At 64.5% G+C, this 16555-nt stretch carries 18 protein-coding genes; 14 read left to right on the top strand and 4 right to left on the bottom strand.

Features of this window, described 5'->3' with window-relative positions; translation table 11 throughout:
* From L5G32_RS15555 to L5G32_RS15505, 11 genes are all read left to right on the top strand, one after another.
* Entirely contained in the window at positions 1-954 is a 954-nt protein-coding gene (locus L5G32_RS15555; protein ID WP_237011981.1) for an MlaD family protein, read from the top strand.
* A 70-nt stretch (positions 955-1024) separates the two neighbouring features.
* Positions 1025-1792, top strand: coding sequence for a hypothetical protein (locus L5G32_RS15550; protein ID WP_237011980.1), 768 nt, complete (start codon positions 1025-1027; stop codon positions 1790-1792).
* A gap of 43 nt (positions 1793-1835) precedes the next feature.
* On the top strand, positions 1836-2729 hold the full coding sequence (locus L5G32_RS15545) for an oxidoreductase (RefSeq protein ID WP_237011979.1): 894 nt from the start codon (positions 1836-1838) through the stop codon (positions 2727-2729).
* A 79-nt stretch (positions 2730-2808) separates the two neighbouring features.
* On the top strand, positions 2809-3702 hold the full coding sequence (locus L5G32_RS15540) for an SDR family NAD(P)-dependent oxidoreductase (RefSeq protein ID WP_237011978.1): 894 nt from the start codon (positions 2809-2811) through the stop codon (positions 3700-3702).
* Positions 3703-3800: 98 nt separating this feature from the next.
* Positions 3801-4136, top strand: a complete 336-nt coding sequence (locus tag L5G32_RS15535; RefSeq protein WP_237011977.1) for a DoxX-related protein — start codon at positions 3801-3803, stop codon at positions 4134-4136.
* Positions 4102-4830 carry a TetR/AcrR family transcriptional regulator gene (locus tag L5G32_RS15530; RefSeq protein ID WP_237011976.1) on the top strand — a complete coding sequence of 243 codons (729 nt, stop codon included), beginning with the start codon at positions 4102-4104 and terminating at the stop codon, positions 4828-4830. Before L5G32_RS15535 ends, L5G32_RS15530 begins: the two co-directional genes overlap by 35 nt.
* Positions 4820-5443 (top strand): TetR/AcrR family transcriptional regulator, encoded by a 624-nt coding sequence (locus tag L5G32_RS15525; RefSeq protein ID WP_237011975.1) that lies wholly within the window; start codon positions 4820-4822, stop codon positions 5441-5443. Before L5G32_RS15530 ends, L5G32_RS15525 begins: the two co-directional genes overlap by 11 nt.
* A gap of 97 nt (positions 5444-5540) precedes the next feature.
* Positions 5541-6530, top strand: coding sequence for an SDR family NAD(P)-dependent oxidoreductase (locus tag L5G32_RS15520; protein WP_237011974.1), 990 nt, complete (start codon positions 5541-5543; stop codon positions 6528-6530).
* A 90-nt stretch (positions 6531-6620) separates the two neighbouring features.
* Positions 6621-8111 carry a flavin-containing monooxygenase gene (locus L5G32_RS15515; protein ID WP_237011973.1) on the top strand — a complete coding sequence of 497 codons (1491 nt, stop codon included), beginning with the start codon at positions 6621-6623 and terminating at the stop codon, positions 8109-8111.
* Between the two features lie 390 nt (positions 8112-8501).
* The gene (locus tag L5G32_RS15510; RefSeq protein WP_237012030.1) at positions 8502-8888 is read left to right on the top strand and encodes a TA system antitoxin ParD family protein; all 387 of its coding nucleotides are present in this window, start codon (positions 8502-8504) and stop codon (positions 8886-8888) included.
* Positions 8885-9145, top strand: coding sequence for a hypothetical protein (locus L5G32_RS15505; RefSeq protein WP_237011972.1), 261 nt, complete (start codon positions 8885-8887; stop codon positions 9143-9145). Before L5G32_RS15510 ends, L5G32_RS15505 begins: the two co-directional genes overlap by 4 nt.
* A 181-nt stretch (positions 9146-9326) precedes the next feature.
* Here the strand turns inward: L5G32_RS15505 and L5G32_RS15500 are convergent, their stop codons facing one another.
* The gene (locus tag L5G32_RS15500) at positions 9327-9824 is read right to left on the bottom strand and encodes a TetR/AcrR family transcriptional regulator (protein WP_237011971.1); all 498 of its coding nucleotides are present in this window, start codon (positions 9822-9824) and stop codon (positions 9327-9329) included.
* Between the two features lie 31 nt (positions 9825-9855).
* Here L5G32_RS15500 and L5G32_RS15495 point away from each other — a divergent pair, with 31 nt between their 5' ends.
* A complete protein-coding gene (locus tag L5G32_RS15495) occupies positions 9856-10998 on the top strand; it encodes an FAD-dependent monooxygenase (RefSeq protein ID WP_237011970.1) in 1143 nt (380 codons plus the stop codon).
* A gap of 154 nt (positions 10999-11152) precedes the next feature.
* On the opposite strand, the gene L5G32_RS15490 is transcribed toward L5G32_RS15495, so the two are convergent.
* Positions 11153-11719 (bottom strand): TetR/AcrR family transcriptional regulator, encoded by a 567-nt coding sequence (locus L5G32_RS15490; protein ID WP_237011969.1) that lies wholly within the window; start codon positions 11717-11719, stop codon positions 11153-11155.
* A 91-nt stretch (positions 11720-11810) separates the two neighbouring features.
* On the opposite strand from L5G32_RS15490, the gene L5G32_RS15485 reads away from it, so the two are divergent.
* Positions 11811-12899 (top strand): saccharopine dehydrogenase NADP-binding domain-containing protein, encoded by a 1089-nt coding sequence (locus tag L5G32_RS15485; RefSeq protein ID WP_237011968.1) that lies wholly within the window; start codon positions 11811-11813, stop codon positions 12897-12899.
* 38 nt (positions 12900-12937) lie between these two features.
* Here the strand turns inward: L5G32_RS15485 and L5G32_RS15480 are convergent, their stop codons facing one another.
* Together L5G32_RS15480 and L5G32_RS15475 are read right to left on the bottom strand one after the other, a co-directional pair.
* Positions 12938-14149, bottom strand: coding sequence for a DUF4185 domain-containing protein (locus L5G32_RS15480; RefSeq protein ID WP_237011967.1), 1212 nt, complete (start codon positions 14147-14149; stop codon positions 12938-12940).
* A gap of 6 nt (positions 14150-14155) precedes the next feature.
* The gene (locus L5G32_RS15475; RefSeq protein WP_237011966.1) at positions 14156-15409 is read right to left on the bottom strand and encodes an amidohydrolase; all 1254 of its coding nucleotides are present in this window, start codon (positions 15407-15409) and stop codon (positions 14156-14158) included.
* 190 nt (positions 15410-15599) lie between these two features.
* Between L5G32_RS15475 and L5G32_RS15470 the strand changes: the two genes are divergently transcribed.
* Positions 15600-16520, top strand: coding sequence for a polyphosphate polymerase domain-containing protein (locus tag L5G32_RS15470; protein WP_237011965.1), 921 nt, complete (start codon positions 15600-15602; stop codon positions 16518-16520).
* Positions 16521-16555 lie beyond the last annotated feature (35 nt).

Raw genomic sequence — 16555 nt, 5'->3', positions numbered from 1 at the left:
ATGAGAACTGCTCAGGGCCTGCGCGGGTGTATTGCACTGATCGCGGTACTGCTCGTCGCGGGGACGTACGTCGCGCTCAGCGTGCTCGGCCTGGATCCACGCAAAGGCACTTACCAAGTCGTCATCACCATGGACGAGACCGGGGGACTGACGGATACCGCGGCCGTGACCAGATTCGGATTCGAAGTCGGGTCCCTGCGGTCGATTCAGACCCACCGGAACGGTGTCGACGTGACGCTCACCATCGACGACGAGGTCCGCATTCCGGTGAGCTCGCCCGTCATAGTGCAGAACTTGTCCGCGGCGGGCGAGCAGTACCTCGACTTCCGGCCGGAACGATCCGGCGGACCGTATCTACGGGACGGATCACGCATAGGTCCCGACCAGGTCGAGACCATGCCTGCGGTCGGCTCGGTGCTGGCGAAGATCGACCGTCTCGGCGAGCTGATCGACCCCGGGATGGTGCGCGAGATGGCCGACCTCCTGGTGACGGTGACCTCTGATGATGCCGCGCTCGCGGACGCAGCGACGACCGTGGACTTGATGCAATCGACGATTCACGACAAGACGCCCGTCATTCGCGGACTATTCCGGCTTGCTCAAGAACTCGACGAGCGCTTCATGGACATGCGAGGACCGGACTTGCTGCGCCCCGTCGATGAGACCTTGAAGCGATTGAACCCCGCCCTCGGGTCCCTGCTGGTGCAGCTCGGCAGATTCGGTGAGATGTCGGAGCGGACTGACGTGTGGACGGCCGAAGTGGGGCCGTTCATGACCGGTCTGCTCGAACGACTGGGGACGATCGTGCCCGAGTTCGGGCACATCGCCGCAGCACTGCTGCCGGTGACCGGACAGTTGCGGGGAATTCGGGTGAATGCCAACGCTTTCACCGATCTGTGGGGGCAGGCGTTCCCGCCAGGAGGTCCATTGCGGGTGCAGGTGACCGTTCGATGATGAAGAGGAGGGCTATGTGATGGTCCCAGACGAACATGCAGGGAGCCACGACGGTGAGGCACCCGAAGACATGACTGACGGCCGGGTCGCACCGGCCGACGACACGGCGATCGATGCCGCGAAAGGCGATGGGGCACAAGGTGATCCTGTCGTCGTCCGCGACGACGGTCGAAGCGATACCGGACCGTCGCGTGTGAAGCCGTCCAAGAAAGACAGGCTGCGGCGTGATCTGGAAATTGAACGTCGGCGAGCCGGCCGGTGGCGCCGGTTCACCATTGCCGTGGCGGCGCTCGCAGCGGTGCTGCTCATAGCCGTGTGCGGCCTCACCTGGAGCACGGTCGCCGCTACAGGAGATCTGGACGGCCTCCGGACCTCGACCCAGGAGAACCAGGAGCGCTTGAGCCAGGCGCGTGCGTCGGCAGAGAGGTACGCAGAGAAGACCCTCATGATCTCATCGCAGAACGCGAAGGAGTATGTCACGTCCCTCGCCGAAGGCACCACGGAAGAGTTCGGCAAGACGTTCGGTCTCGGTGAGGGCGAAGCCGGCGGACTCACCCTGGAATTGATCAGCCAACTCAAGATGCAGTCCGAGGGAGACATCGCCTACTCGATGTTCGCCGGCGACCGGGAGTCTCTGCCTGCCGAGGGAGCACCCTGGAACTTCGTCGTCGTCGCCACCCAGACCGTGACCACCATCCAGCAGCCGGAGCCGTCGACCAGCGCAGTCATCCTCCGAGTGATCGTCGTTCACCGGGACGGCAAGTGGCTGGTGACCAGTTTTGCACCCGACCCCAAGATCCAGGCCGGGAACGCCGGTGGCGTGCCCGGAATCAAATGATCGCAACATCTGCGATGACGAGACGACAGATAAGGAGACGCTGATGCGGTGGTCCCCGGAGAACATGACTGATCAGTCCGGTAAGCGGTTCATCATCACCGGAGGCAACGGGGGACTCGGGTCCGTCACCGCCCGGGTGCTCAGCGAGCACGGTGCCACCGTCGTCCTGGCGTGCCGGAACCAGGAGAAGGCCGGCGAGGTCGCGCGGAGGATGACCGGCGGGCACGTCGAAGTGGCGTCGCTCGATCTCGCCGATCTGTCATCGGTACGCCGGTTCGCGGACGAACAGGGGCAGTTCGACGTGCTGATCAACAACGCCGGGCTGATGAACACCCCGCTGCGGCGCACGAGTGACGGATTCGAGATGCAGTTCGGTGTCAATCATCTCGGGCACTTTCTGCTCACCGGGCTGCTGATCGACCGCGTTCAGGATCGGGTCGTCACGCTGTCGAGCATCGCTCATGCGCACACGCTGCGACTGCGAATCGACGACCTCAACTACGAACGGCGGACGTACCAGCGCAACCTCGCATACGCGCAGTCGAAGTTGTCGAACCTGATGTTCGCGCGCGAATTGCACCGACGTCTGGAGGCCAGTGGCAGCACCGTCGATTCCTATGCCGTTCACCCTGGCGTCTCCGGCACGGAACTGTTCACACGGACAGAGACGGTCTTCGATCGATTGGGCGCTCATGGTGCCGCCATCGTCGGGCATCCGCCGGAGAACGCTGCCGAATCGACGCTCTTCGCGGCCACGGAAGCGGCCGATCCGACGGTGTTCTGGGGTCCGGCCAGGGGCATTCTTCAGGCCAGAGGACCGGTCGGTGCTGCACGCTCCTCACGTCTGTCCAAAGATCAACAACTCGCTGAGATCTTGTGGGAGCAGTCCGAGCAGTTCGTCGGGATGACGTTCCTCCCGCGCGGAGGTGGGCGATGATGGCCGACGTCGTCCGTGCGACGGTCTCACCGGTGTACGACTTGCAGTCGTCGGAAACCCTCGTGGAGGTGGCTCCGCGATGAAGTTCGCCGAATTTCCAACCTCGAACGCCAACGCGCTCGTCACCGGTGGAGCCCGCGGCATTGGATACTCCATCGCACGACTACTGGCCGAGGCAGGTGCACGAGTCGTCATCGCCGACCTCGAGGAGGACGCCGCGGTGACTGCGGCGCGAAGCCTGGGCTCAGAGGCGGTCGGATACGGGCTCGACGTCGGAGACCCGCGTGCGTTCGCCGCCCTGATCGACATCGTCGAATCCGAAATCGGTCCGGTCGACATCATGGTCAACAACGCAGGAATCATGCCGATGGGGCCACTGGCCGACGAATCCCGCGACATCGCCGAGGCGACGATGCGGGTCAACTTCTGGGCTCACTACGATTCGTTCCGAATCCTCGCTCCGCGGATGACCGCCCGAGGCCGAGGCCACTTCATCAACATCACCTCTGCAGCGGGGGCGATCCATTCGCCAGGCCTGGCAACGTACGTGGCGGCTAAACACGCGGCGACGGGATTCGGCCGCAGCGCACGGGAAGAGCTCGTCGGCACGGGAGTCACGCTGAGCGTGGTCATGCCGTCCGCTGTACGGACGGAACTCGTTGACGGCATCCGATTCTCTTGGTGGGAGCGGCTCGGAATCATCACGCCGGCCACGGTCGCGCGGCGCGCGGTGGGGACACTCCGGAAGCGACCGGCTGTCGTCGGCGCGCCACTCGGAACCGTTGTGGCACTACGCCTCTACCACCTGGTGCCCGAACCTATATGGCTACTGGGTCGGCGGATCGTTGGGGCCGATCGCACTCTCGAACCGTACGACAGGCACGCCCGCGCCGCGTACGACGGCCGTATCGGAAGGCAATCAGGCGAACCAGGAGCAGGGGAGTCGGCTGATGGTGCGAGCTCAGCAGATTGAGACGAACCCGGGTTCCACACCCGGTGCACTCACTCAGCGCAGACGTCGGCGCGCGGGGATTCCTCGCGCCGACACCGAATTCACACGAGGAGGAAATCATGATCACACGAAACACCGAGCGGCCGAAGTGGAAGATCCGCTATCTCGGCCTGACGGACAAACTGGTTCGCCTTTCGGGAATGGCAATCGCTCTCTCGGGGGCCGCGCATTTCGCCACCCCGCGACTGTTCGTCGCCATCTCAAAATCGCTGTTTCCGAATGACACCGAAAAATGGGTCGCCATCAACGGGGCTTCGGAGGCCGCTATCGGTCTCGCGATAATCGAGCGCCGAACCCGGCCGGTCGGCGCCGTCGCCCTTGGAGCCTATTCGATCTATTTGGGGGATAGACTGATCGCCGATGTCCAACGCAGGCACCGGAGTACCCGCCACTGAAAAGCGCTCTCGTCGAGGTCGGCCGAAATCGGTCGGCCTCGGCGATCGGCGCCGCGCGCAGCTGACCGAAGCCGCGTACGAGGTCTTCGCCGACAAGGGCTACGACGAGGCGTCGGTGAGCATGATCGCCCAGCACGCGGGTGTCGGACAAGGTACGTTGTACCGCTACGTCGACGGCAAACGTGAGCTTCTCGACCTGGTCGTGGACCTGTGCATCGAGCGCCTGATGGCTGCCGTTGCGATCGACGAGGTTCGGGAGTCCATTAGCAGCCCGGACTCCGACGTCGCCGGGAGCACGTTCCGGGATCTGGGCGATCGGTTGTACCGGCTCGTCGATGAGGATCCGCGGCTGCTGCAGATTCTGAGCGCTCAGGTCGGGGCAGTCGACAAAGAGCTCCGATACCGGATCACCGGGCTGTACAGCACAGTCGACTCGATGATCATGAACATCATCGAGGACGTCAATGAGCGCGATTGGCTCGCCGTGGACGACGAACAGATGGTTGTGGTATCCCGCACCCTTCCGGCACTCGGAGTTCCCGGGCTCGTCCTCGTCTTGACCGGAGGCGAATTCGATACCCCGGAAAGGCGCGCGCGGTATGTGAACGCTGCTGTACGCATAGAGCGTCACGGGATAATGAAACGCACGGACAGGGCGGATGACTGTTCGAAGGAGACCAGCGGTGACGGGTGAATCGAACCGCGCTGATGAACTGCTCGATGCGGCGTTGGAAGAATTCATCGAGAACGGATACGCCGAGACCGGTGTTCGCGAGATCACCAGCCGCGTCGGCGTCAGCCATGGGACGCTCTACAACTATTTCGACAGTCGGCGTCACCTGTTGTCGGTACTGCTGGACCGTGAGTACGCGCGATTCACGAAGGTTCTCGACGATGGTGGCGCATCGATGGTGCGTCCGTGCACAGGCGAGAGCCTGCGGGAGACGATGAACATCGTGACGGCGAAACTCATTAGGGTGGCGCACGATCGTCCGATGACCCTCTCGTTCATGCTCATCGACGCACCAGGGGTCGACCGCAAGTTGCTCCGGGAAGCCACTGATCACTTCCGGCGCGCCGGCGTGCTCGCTTCGACAATCATGTCTGCCGCGGTCGAGGACGGAGTCGCCGATCCGGAGTTGGACATAGAGTATGCGGGCCAGGTGTGGGTCTCGTACATCATGTCCGTGGTTGGACCAGTCGTCATCAGTGGGCGGGAACTCGATGACGTCGAAACGACGTCCGAAATCGTGGTCGATCTACTCCTCAACGGTTCGCCGAACGGAGTGGACTCGCTGCGCGGCTGACGCGCAGGCCGTCCGGCATCGTCGTTGGCGGCGGCTACTATTGATTTAATAGGACTGACGTATCAGTATTAGTATGAACTCCACGAAAGGGGAGACCATGAGTAGGGGACTGGCGGTGTCGGCTGGCCGTTTGTGGGACGTCCGCAGGGGGCTGGCGCGCTTCGCCGCCAGGAATGCGGTCAGCGTCATGCGGCTCAACGGGACGGACCTCGCGGGGCTGACGGTCCTCATCACCGGCGGAAGCTCCGGGATCGGTTACGCCACCGCCCACCGTCTGCTTCGAAACGGGGCCACGGTAATAATCGTGGCGCGCGGCGCTGACGACCTCGAACGCGCGCGGATCGAACTGTCCACATGCGGCGAAGTACACGCACGCATGTGGGATATCACCGACGACGACGACGTGCGGGCTGTGATGGACGAGGTCTTCGCCAGTATCGGGCCGGTCGACGTGCTGGTGAACAATGCCGGCCGATCGATCCGGCGGTCGGCGATCAACTCGGCGGACCGTCTCCACGACTACCGACGCACCATGGATGTGAACTATCACGGCGCGGTTGCATGCACGCTCGCGGTACTGCCGCAGATGGTAGAGCGGGGCGGAGGGCGGATCGTCAACGTCTCGAGCATTGCGACCGAGGTGTTCGGGCCACGATTCAGCGCTTACACCGCCAGCAAAGCTGCGATGGACGCGTTCGGCGAGGTCCTCGCGGGGGAGGTGGCCGCCTGCGGTGTGACCGTGACTTCGGTGAAGATGCCGCTGACACGAACCCCGATGATCGAGCCCACCGGTGCGTATCGGGAGACCTCTGCGATCAGTCCGGAGTACGCCGCGGTTCTCGTCGAGAGGGCGATCCGATACGGACGGCCCCGGGTGTCGACGGCGGTCGGGCGCCTCGGTGCGGTGACCGCTGCGATAGCTCCGGGATCGATGACGCTCTGGCGTCAGGCGGACTATCTGGCAGTGCCCGAATCGCGAGCAGCCCTTCTCGGGTCGACGCGACGGGGCCTCGAACGGGACGAGTTACTCGACGCCGATAGCAGTCTGCGCGATTGTTCGACTTCGCAGCGCGGGCCCTGCCGCTAGTCGGACTCGGCCGCGCGTCATGTGGCGGCCAGGCGACTTCACTATCACCACGCTTCTTCAAACAACGACGAACAAAACCGGAGGCTTTCCATGAGTGATGCGATACCCGACCACGAGGCGATCGTCGTCGGTGCTGGATTCGGCGGCATGGGCGCTGCGATCGAACTCAAACGACAGGGGATCCATGACATCGTGATTCTCGAGCGCGAGGACGACCTCGGCGGGACATGGCACGTCAATCACTATCCGGGTTTGGCAGTCGACATCGCGTCGGTCACGTACTCCTACTCTTTTGAACCAAACCCCCGATGGTCGAGGCTCTTCGCGCCCGGTGGTGAGCTCAAGGCCTACGCGCAGCATGTCGCGGGCAAGTACGACCTGGTACGTCACATGCGATTCAATGTGGTGGTGGAGCGGGCCGAGTGGCGCGAGGACGCCGGGTTCTGGACCGTTCACACCGGCGATGGCAGCTGCTTGACCACCCGCTACCTGCTGACTGCGACGGGCTTCTTATCCCAGCCGTACACGCCCGACTTCCCGGGGATCGACACGTTCGCCGGCCAGATCATCCACACCACCTCGTGGCCCGACGGCCACGACTTCGCCGGACAACGGGTCGCCGTTATCGGCACGGGAGCGACCGCAGTGCAGGTGATCCCGGAGATCGCCAAACTGGCACGGCATCTGACCGTCTTTCAACGGACCCCGATATGGGTGGTTCCGAAGGTCGATTTCGCGATCCCGGGCGTCGTCCAGAGACTTTTCGCCTCAATCCCGTTCACGCAGAAGATCGCCCGGGCGATCAACACGTCGCTCCTCGAGATGCTCATGGTGTTCGGTGTTCTCCATTACCGACAGGCTCGGCCAGGGAACCAGCTTGCGGCTCTTCTATCCAAGGCGCACCTACGCGCACAGGTCCGCGACCGGACGACGCGGAAGAAACTCACCCCGCCCTACGACTTCGGGTGCAAGCGGCCCACTTTCAGCAATCAGTACTTCCGAGTGTTTAATAACTCCGATGTCGATCTGCAGACGTCATCGATCGTGCGGGTGGAACCTGACGGAATCGTTGCGGCGGACGGGACCGAAGTCAAGATCGACACATTGGTGCTCGCGACGGGGTTCAACCTGTGGGACGTGAACTTCCCGGCATTTCAGATCACCGGGCGCGACGGGCGAGATCTTGGCAAGTGGTGGCGGACGGGACGATTCCAGGCGTACGAAGGGATCACAATCCCCAAATTCCCGAACTTCCTGAGTCTCAACAGCCCGTACTCCTACAGCGGGCTCTCGTACTTCACGACGATAGAAGGCCAAATGCGGCACATGGCACGCCTGTTCGGCGAGATGCGCATCCGCGGGGCCGAACGATTCGAAGTCACCGAGCAGGCCAACGAGGACTTCCTCAACAGAGTTACCACTCGGCTCGACGACTCAGTGTTTTACGCGGGCGACTGCTCTAGGTCGCGGAGCTACTACTTCAACCAGCATGGAGAGGCAACCCTGCTCCGGCCCCAGTCCACCCTGTCGACGCTGCGTGAGATGGACAGCTTCCCGGTCGATGATTACCGGTATGCCTAGCCGTGTGAGGGGTGACGGATTCGGAAGCGCTGATGAAGATCCATGCGCGCGTGATTGATCTCGAGCCGGTGAGTGGACATGCATATGATGCGAATTCTCCGGCGCAGCAACTCTGGATTCACTTGACGGAGTCCTCAGCGGTTCGCCGCGAGGGCCTCTTCTGTTGTGCTGCCGCAGCCTTTCCTCGCGGCTCGCAGCGTCAGTTCTCCTGCCGCACGTTCAATGTGTCTTAGCAGCCTCAGCGCAGGCTGCTAAGACGCGTTGAGAGGGCTATTGAGTACGCGACGTTGCGGTGGGGTAGGCGAGGCTGCGGTGCCCCGCCCGCGCTCCGTCGATCCTGCGGCGCCCGAACGCGCTAGTCTGCCTGTAGCAGATTGCTACAGGAGTTTGATGATGACGACCAACGACAAGGTGACTCGCTTCTCCGCAACGCTCGTCGACGCAGCTGCCGATGCTGGTCGGCGCCGTAACCGATCGGCACGCAAACAGCTCGAGCACTGGGTGAGAATCGGTCAGTCAGTCTCCGAGCAGACCAGCAATGGCGGTCGCCGGGTGGAACAGGCACTTTCCGGAGAACTGGCATCCGAGGACCTCACCGAGCAGGAATCTATCGTCTTCAGCGCAGAAGTCGAGGCCGGTATTGCAGAGAGCCTGCCGACTGTCGATTTCGGTGCCCAGCGTGCTGCCCGCAGACTGTCGTCGGTCGCGCTCGATGACGACGGCAACATCGTCGAGTACTTTCCCGACGGGACTACCAGCGTGATGGGCCGTGCGTGAGCGCACGTCTCGACCTCATCGTCGGATGTAACGGGGCAGGTGAAAACTCGCTCATCGAACACCACGTGCAGCCGATGCTTCCCCGATCGGTGTTCGGCAACGCAGGCGTGATCGCTCGCGCACGCTGGCCCGAATCACCCGAACCGGACTCGTACGAGGTCGCGACAATCGCCACCGCCACCCGCAACGCGTTGATCGAATCCGGTCGATCGTTCATGGCCGAGACCGAGTTTCGCACGAATCGAAACTCGACCTGATCGAGACCGCCCACCAGCACGGATTCTTCGCCTCCTGACATGCGCTGGCGGGCTCACCGCATTCGTATGCGAGTGACTGACCCGCCCCAGCAGTTAAGCGAACATGCGGGGTCACACGGACAGTCTCACCCGGGTGAGGAGCGTCGCCCCGGCGCGCCTGGCCTGCAATCACCTCGGGTGATCAGTGCTTGAAGAATCGGCCGATAATGCGGTCGACATCGGCGGCGGCAGTTGCGGCGTCGCGGCGGCGCAGGACGGCGTCGAGCACGTGACCGTCGAGCGCTGACACGACCTCGCGTGCGTCCGTGGAATCCATGCCCAGTCCGACGAGGGATTCGACGAAACGGTCTCGTCCGAGGACGAGGTCAGCCGCGAGGTCGTCGTCGTGCATCGACGCGGCGACCAGTTCGTAACGAGCGCGGGTGCACTCGGCGTCTGTGCTGAGCCACCGCCGGATCTGGTCGGTCGGCGTTTCACCCTCGCGCGGAAGGTCGAGCTCGACGAGGTGTTGAACCATCGCGCCGATCATGCCGCGTTGATTGATGAAGTGATGACGAGCGCTGCCGTGTGGCATACCGGCAAGGTCCTCGGCAGCGCGGGTCGACCATGTTCGGAACCCCTGGCGTCCGAGCAGGATGAGCCCGGCGTCTAGTAACCGTTCGCGCGTCGTCTTCTCCACGTGGTGAAGATACCGTGCTAGCGTCTTCTCCATGCGGAGAAGCAACTCGCTTACAGTGCTTGTCGTCGGTGGCGGCATAAGTGGGCTCGCCCTCGCGAGTTCTCTGCATCGGGGCGGCGCGGACGTCACCGTCCTGGAACAGGCCAGCGGGTTCACTGCAGCTGGATCGGGATTGTCGTTGTTCGGCAACGGCTTCCGCGCATTGGATGCGCTCGGACTCGATCAGCACATCGCCGCGATCACCTCGCCGCATCCGCCGCGCGGTACGAATGGAACACGACGCCATGACGGACGGTGGCTGACCGTGTTCACCGACGAAGTCACTGCGCACCTCCGGATCGTCGACCGAACCGAACTCCACACGGCGCTACGGGCGGCGTGCTCGGGTGTGACGGTCTGCACTGGCATGCGCGTCGAGTCGGCCGACGATACCGGCGTGGACCTGACTGACGGCGTTCGTTTCGGAGGGTTCGACATCGTGATCGGTGCCGATGGCCTGCGCAGCCGAGTGCGGGCGGGATGGTCTGACCCGGTCTCCCCGCGCTACGCGGGATACGGCGCCTGGCGCGGCATCACGTCGCGACCGGTTCCGATCCACGACGGCGGGGAGACAGTCGGCGCGGGTCGGCGATTCGGTATCGCGCCGCTTCGCGACGGCCGTGTCTACTGGTTCGCCTGCCTGACCGGGCCTGAGTCGACGCGGCCGGGACTGGAGGTATTGCGCATGGAGTTCGGCACCTGGCACGATCCGATCTCGGAACTCCTTGACGCCACCGACGACGACGCGATCTCGTACTTACCGATCGAGTACCTGCACGGCCGCCTGGGCAGCTACGTCGACGGCCGCAGAGTCCTCATCGGCGACGCCGCACATGCGATGACACCGGACCTCGGACAGGGCGCCAACCAGGGACTCGAGGATGCGGCGGTACTGGCCCGATGCCTACGTCCGATCATCGCCGACCCGCGCGGCATCCGGATCGACGCAGCACTCCACCGCTACGACGCTGCGCGACGTCCCCGCAGCCAGACCGTCGCGCGGCAGGCCAGACTTCTAGGTCGCGTCATGCAAGCATCCGGTACCGCCGCAACCGTCCGTGACATAGGAATGCGCCTGATCCCGTCTGCAGCGGCATCGGCCGCGTCAGTGCGGATGCAGGACTGGAATCCCTGACGAGTGGGCGCTGTCTTGTTTTGTGCGCAGATCTCGAGCACGTTCGTCGCACGCGGAAAAGGTGATTCGTAGCCTGTCACGGTCGCGCTGGCAGCGATCGCCAGAGACGTTGCGGTATGCCGGATCCCGACACCACGGATCTGCGTGTGAAGGTTTAGTTGTTCGCAGTGGTCAGAACCGCGTGAAGTGCCGCCTCGGCACCATCGAAACACTTGTAGAAGGGGTCCTCTCCGCGGGTCCAACGTCCAAACGCCTCCTCGGAGACCAGCGAGGCGACGCGTGCGGCGAAGTGTGCCTCGGCCGGTGCGGCGCCGCGCTGTTCTAGGGCACTCTGCAGCGCGGTGGTGACCTCGGCCAACTTGCTGCGTTCGCGTTCGGCGAGTTCCGAGCTGGACTCGATGAGCGCTCTGCGCTGTCCGGAATCGGTGACAGTCTCGCTGACCTCCGCACCGACCTCACGCAGGGCCGACAGCGCGGCCTGCAACGGTGGAAGTCCGCGAGCAGCGGTGAGAACCGCCTCGGCCACGGCGGGCGGAAGCCGCTCGGAGCCAGCGAAGAGTATCTCCCGCTTGTCCGAGAAGTACCGGTGGAAAGTTCGACGGGTCAGGCCCGCCCGCTCGGCGATCTGCGTCACCGTCACGGCGTCGTAGCCGTGCTCCGCGAACAGGTCCAGTGCCGCCGTGCGGAGGCGTTCCGGAGCTCCAGCGTCCCAACGTGCCATGCCAGCAGTCTACCCAAGGGATGTCTCATAGAGACATCACCGTGCTATCTTAGTGATGACACAGTGAGACATCGCAAGGAGTTGACGAGCCATGACACAAAACGAAATCTGGATTCTGGGCGCCACCGGTCGGGTCGGCCAGGCGGTCGCTCGACAGATTGTGGCAGCCGGAGACGTTCCAGTATTGGTGGGGCGCAACGCCGATCGCCTTCGCAAAGCCGCAGCCGACCTCGGGTTGACGACCGACTCGAAGACCGTCGTTGCATCCGGTCCCGAAGCCATGGCAGTCGAGATCACCCAGCAACGGCCTGCCGTGGTCGTCAACACAATCGGGAACTACGCCGAGAGCTCCGTACTGCTCGCACGCGCGTGCATGCCGGGCGGCCACTATGTCGACCAGGCCAATGACCCGATCGCCTTTCAACGCCTGTTTTCCCTGCACGACGAGGCGGTCTCCGCCGGCAGCACCCTGGTGACCGGCGCGGGGTTCGGCGTCGTCGGCACCGAGGCGATCGTGGCTCGCCTGTGCGAGGACCGTCCCGTGCCGAGCCGGGTCCGTGTGGACGCTGTCGCCTCGACCGCCGTCGACGAAGGGCTGTTCGGCGCTTCGCTCGTCACCGGCATCGTGGATGTCCTCGCGATGGGTGGCCGCCGCTTCGACGACGGCCGGTTGGTGAAGACTCGTCTCGGCGGAGACGTGCATCAACTGACCTTGCCCGACGGCGAGCGCCTGGCATCGGTCGAAGTCCCCTCCGGTGAGCTCATCGCCGCGCACCGGGTGAGTGGAGCCCCTTCGGTGGCGGCGACCTCCGGCCTCGTTCCCGCCTCGCTTGCCGTTCGCGCGGCTCTGCCACTGCTGTCAGCGATCTTGCGGATCCCGGTCGTGCGGAACTTCGTTGTCGAACGGATGTCGAAGATGACAGGGAAAGCGGCGCCTCGCCCTCGCCCTCACACCTGGGGTCACGCCGTGATCGCTTGGTCCGACGGCGCTGCCCGTGAAGGCTGGCTGCGGGCCGACGACGCAATGGACTTCACCGCCGCCGTATCCGCGCAGACCGCTCTGCAGCTAGCGGCAGGCAAGGGGATAATCGGCGCGCACACCCCGTCCGCCGCTCTCGGCGCGGACCTCGCTATCGCAGCAGGCGGAGATTTCGTCGGCGTCGGCCTTGACAGCCACTGAACGCTCGCTCCAGGCATCGGACTGATCTACGCCTCGGCTCACCCCTCGAGGGCCCGCCGCAACCGGTCGAGTGCGGCACGCGCCTCCGCGACCTCGTGTGGAGCCACGGTGCCGTCGGCCGCTGCGTCCAGCGCAATGATCCACTGTGGGAGACGTTGGGCGAGAACAGAATCCGCGGTCGCTGTGCGGCTTGGTGAGCTGAGCGTCGTCGCGAACTGCATGACGCGGTAGGGCCAGTGGGTCTTGGTGTTCCACTGCGATACCGACAGTCCGACGCCGTCGGGGACGTCGAGGCGTGAGCCGGGAACGACGTAGCCGCCGTATGCCTGCGCCACTCGGCCCGCCGGGTGGTCTTCGCTCGACCAGTCCATGATCGTGGCGATCGGCGTGGTCTTGGTGCGCTGGTGCAGGTCGTCCAGCGGGCTGTCGAGCACGCGGTAGGAGAGTCCGCGGTCGGAGATGCAGTAGCCGCCGAGGACCCACCCGACGCGGGCGCCGTCGGCGAGTCGACGGAACGTCGTCTCGCGCCACGACTCGCCTTCGGGTGTGATGACCGTGGGCTCGGCGCCCCAGCCCCACTGACCGTCGCGCAGCCCCCAGCCGACGTACGCGTTGCGGTCGCCGATACCGGCGGGCGGGACGGCACGCAGGATCATCCCCGAGCCCGACTGGAACGCTGTGGAGATCACGTAGACCCAACCGTCGTCAGGGTTGTAATCCCAGGTCCACGACTGCGCGAGACCGCCGTGCAGGTCGGTGGCGAACGTCGCGCCCGGACCCATGTGGCCCCAGGTGACGCCGCTGTCTGACGACCGCCAGATCTCCGTCCATTTCACGGCGGGGAAACCCTGGATCACCATGACGTGCAGGAAGAGATCGTCGCCGACGCGCAGGATGTCGCTCGGGATCACGGTGGAGAAGCCGCCGTGCCGCCAGGGCGGAGAGTCGTGGATGTACGGCCAGAGTTGGCGAGCATATGCAGGGTCCGGCCCGCCCGCACGATCCCACTGAATGCGTCCGTTCTCATCGCGCGCACCGATGAGGATAACCGGGGACCGCCAGTCGGGCGATCCGGCACGAGCGTCTCGATAGGTGTCGCCGAAGACCGCGACGATGTCGCCGTTCGGCGCTTGCACCATGGCGCCGAGGTCAGCCGCGCCGACTCCGAACTGCATGGACAGGTGTGGGCCCGTCAGGTCGCCGACCTTCATTCCTCCGCTGTCGGGTTGCTCCTGGCTCTTGAACCACATAACGGGTCAGAGCCAGGCCAGCGCCGCCACGACGAGGGCCTGGGTACCGGTGTCGAGGGTCGGCTGGACGACGGGAGCGAACGTCGCCGAGTGATTGACCGGGATGTCGTCGGACACTCGTCCCGCCTCCTCGGCCGCTCGGTACACGTCGGGATCGATGCCGCCGATTCCCCAGTAGGTGTACGGCACACCGAGAGCGTTCGGGATGTCGCTGAAGTCCTCGCTCGCAGTCTGCAGGGGCAGCGGACGTGCACTGTCGCCGAAGTAGGCGTCGAACGCCTCGGTGACCTTCGACGTGACGTCCGCGTCATTGACGGTCGCGGGGAACCGGTCGAACAGCTCGAAGTCGGGGTCCTTCGGGCAGCCCGACGCCTGGCACTCGGCTACGACGATCCGTGTGATCGCGTCGAGGACGGTGTCGCGGACGGCGGAACTATAGGTGCGGACATTCAGTTCGATTACCGCCTCGTCGGGAATGATGTTGCTCTTGCTTCCCGCCGTGAGGCGTCCGACGGTCAGGACGGCGGGTTCGGCGGGCGAGATCTCGCGGGAGACGACGGTCTGCAATCGGATGACGATCATCGCCGCGAGGACGACGGGGTCGATCGTCGCCTGGGGCATCGACCCGTGCCCGCCGCGGCCGTACACGGTGATCCGCATGCTGTCCGCGGCGGACAACACGGGACCTACTCTGGTCCCGACGTGGCCGGCAGGCGCCGGGAGCACGTGCTGAGCGAAGGCGACGTCGACGTCGCCGACGAGTTCGGCGAGCCGGTCGTCGAGCATGGTGCGCGCACCGTCGCCGGTCTCCTCGGCGGTTTGGAACACCAGGACGACGGTGCCGCTCCAGCCGCTGACTCCGTCGGACAGGAGTTGTGCGGCGCCGAGGAGGCACGCGACGTGGACGTCGTGCCCGCAGGCGTGCATCACCGGGACCTCGCCGCCGTCGCCGATCACCGACTCGGTGCTCGCGTACGGGAGGTCGGTGGCCTCGCGGACGGGCAGTGCGTCCATGTCGGCGCGGAGCAGGACGGTCGGGCCCTCACCGTTGCGCAGCACGCCGACGACACCGGTGCCCCCGACGCCGTCGTGCACGTCGAATGAGGTGTTGCCGAGTCGTTTCACGATCGCTTCGGCGGTGTCGTGCTCTTGATGCGACAGCTCCGGGTTGCGGTGCAGATTCCGGTAGAAGTCTTCCTGCCACTCCCGGATGTCGGAGAGGCCGGTCAGGACGGTGCTCAGTTCAGCGTTTGTGCCCATATCGCCAGTGTGTCACTGATGGACAGCCGCTGAGTGCGCCTGACGCTCGGCATCCGGGACCTTCTCGACGCGGAAGTCCGGGCCGATACTCACAGGAGATTGGTAGGTTCGTCCCCGCCAACGGGCAGGTTCACCGGATTGCATAGGGCCGTTCAGCAATTCGTAAGCTCAAGTTTAGGACAGCGACTCAATGTCACGTTTCCGATTCCGGCGAACCGCGCATAAGGACCCCGAGGAAACGGGGAGCGGCGGCGCAGACGAACACGCGTCGGCGGGATACCTCGCTACGGCCAGCAGACTCCACTCGTTCAACAGGTACGAGATCAAGTACTTGATCGACGAATGGGATGTGCCCGCGTTGCGCGAGGCTCTCGCCACACAGATGGACATCGACCCGTACTCGCCGATCGGCGGCTACCCGGTGACCTCGCTGTACTACGACACGCAATCGCTGCGCTTCTACTGGGAGAAGATCGAAGGCCTCAAGTTCCGTCGAAAACTCCGAATGCGTCTGTACGGTGCGCCGTCCGAGTGCACTGCCGACACACCGGTTCAGGTGGAGATCAAACAGCGCGTCAATCGGGTCACGCAGAAGAGGCGGATCGCGCTGTCGTACGGAGACGCATGTCGGTGGCTGCACGACGGGGAAGACCTCGACTGGAGCCCGCGGCAGCGAGCGTTCGCCGAGGAGGTCACGATGCTCATCGGCGACCTCGACCTACGTCCGATCGTGACGACCGGCTATCTGCGGGAAGCGTTCATCGGTCGGGATGCTGACGTCGGTCTGCGAGTGACGATCGATCACAAGGTCCACGGCAGGGACCGAGACTTCGCGTTCGCGTCGGGCGGGGAGAACCGGTTCATCATTCCGCCGCACCTGGCGATCGTCGAACTGAAGGCCAACGAGCGAGTGCCCTACTGGACGACCGATCTGACTGCCCGACTGAACATGTCGGTGGTCCGCGTGTCCAAGTACTGCCAGTCCGTAGAGGGGTTCGGGCTGGCGCCACGGTCAATCCTCGGACCTCCCGAACTCATCGCCTCTGACGGCGAGTCCGCCGTCGTGTCTTCAGAGCTCCTCGAGGACGCCACCAGCGTTCCCGCTTCCTAGCGGTCAGCGCAGAACAATCAACAACTCACAGAGGT

The sequence above is a fragment of the Gordonia zhenghanii genome (genome assembly GCF_021738965.1).
GTDB lineage: Bacteria > Actinomycetota > Actinomycetes > Mycobacteriales > Mycobacteriaceae > Gordonia > Gordonia zhenghanii.
This window is presented reverse-complemented; position numbering and strand designations above follow the sequence as displayed.

What these genes read in the sequence shown, in the direction of transcription:
- L5G32_RS15555 (WP_237011981.1), top strand. Translation starts at nt 1, where the DNA reads ATGAGAACTGCTCAGGGCCTGCGCGGGTGTATTGCACTGATCGCGGTA.
- L5G32_RS15550 (WP_237011980.1), top strand. Translation starts at nt 1,025, where the DNA reads ATGACTGACGGCCGGGTCGCACCGGCCGACGACACGGCGATCGATGCC.
- L5G32_RS15545 (WP_237011979.1), top strand. Translation starts at nt 1,836, where the DNA reads ATGCGGTGGTCCCCGGAGAACATGACTGATCAGTCCGGTAAGCGGTTC.
- L5G32_RS15540 (WP_237011978.1), top strand. Translation starts at nt 2,809, where the DNA reads ATGAAGTTCGCCGAATTTCCAACCTCGAACGCCAACGCGCTCGTCACC.
- L5G32_RS15535 (WP_237011977.1), top strand. Translation starts at nt 3,801, where the DNA reads ATGATCACACGAAACACCGAGCGGCCGAAGTGGAAGATCCGCTATCTC.
- L5G32_RS15530 (WP_237011976.1), top strand. Translation starts at nt 4,102, where the DNA reads ATGTCCAACGCAGGCACCGGAGTACCCGCCACTGAAAAGCGCTCTCGT.
- L5G32_RS15520 (WP_237011974.1), top strand. Translation starts at nt 5,541, where the DNA reads ATGAGTAGGGGACTGGCGGTGTCGGCTGGCCGTTTGTGGGACGTCCGC.
- L5G32_RS15515 (WP_237011973.1), top strand. Translation starts at nt 6,621, where the DNA reads ATGAGTGATGCGATACCCGACCACGAGGCGATCGTCGTCGGTGCTGGA.
- L5G32_RS15510 (WP_237012030.1), top strand. Translation starts at nt 8,502, where the DNA reads ATGATGACGACCAACGACAAGGTGACTCGCTTCTCCGCAACGCTCGTC.
- L5G32_RS15495 (WP_237011970.1), top strand. Translation starts at nt 9,856, where the DNA reads ATGCGGAGAAGCAACTCGCTTACAGTGCTTGTCGTCGGTGGCGGCATA.
- L5G32_RS15490 (WP_237011969.1), bottom strand. Translation starts at nt 11,719, where the DNA reads ATGGCACGTTGGGACGCTGGAGCTCCGGAACGCCTCCGCACGGCGGCA.
- L5G32_RS15485 (WP_237011968.1), top strand. Translation starts at nt 11,811, where the DNA reads ATGACACAAAACGAAATCTGGATTCTGGGCGCCACCGGTCGGGTCGGC.
- L5G32_RS15480 (WP_237011967.1), bottom strand. Translation starts at nt 14,149, where the DNA reads ATGTGGTTCAAGAGCCAGGAGCAACCCGACAGCGGAGGAATGAAGGTC.
- L5G32_RS15475 (WP_237011966.1), bottom strand. Translation starts at nt 15,409, where the DNA reads ATGGGCACAAACGCTGAACTGAGCACCGTCCTGACCGGCCTCTCCGAC.
- L5G32_RS15470 (WP_237011965.1), top strand. Translation starts at nt 15,600, where the DNA reads ATGTCACGTTTCCGATTCCGGCGAACCGCGCATAAGGACCCCGAGGAA.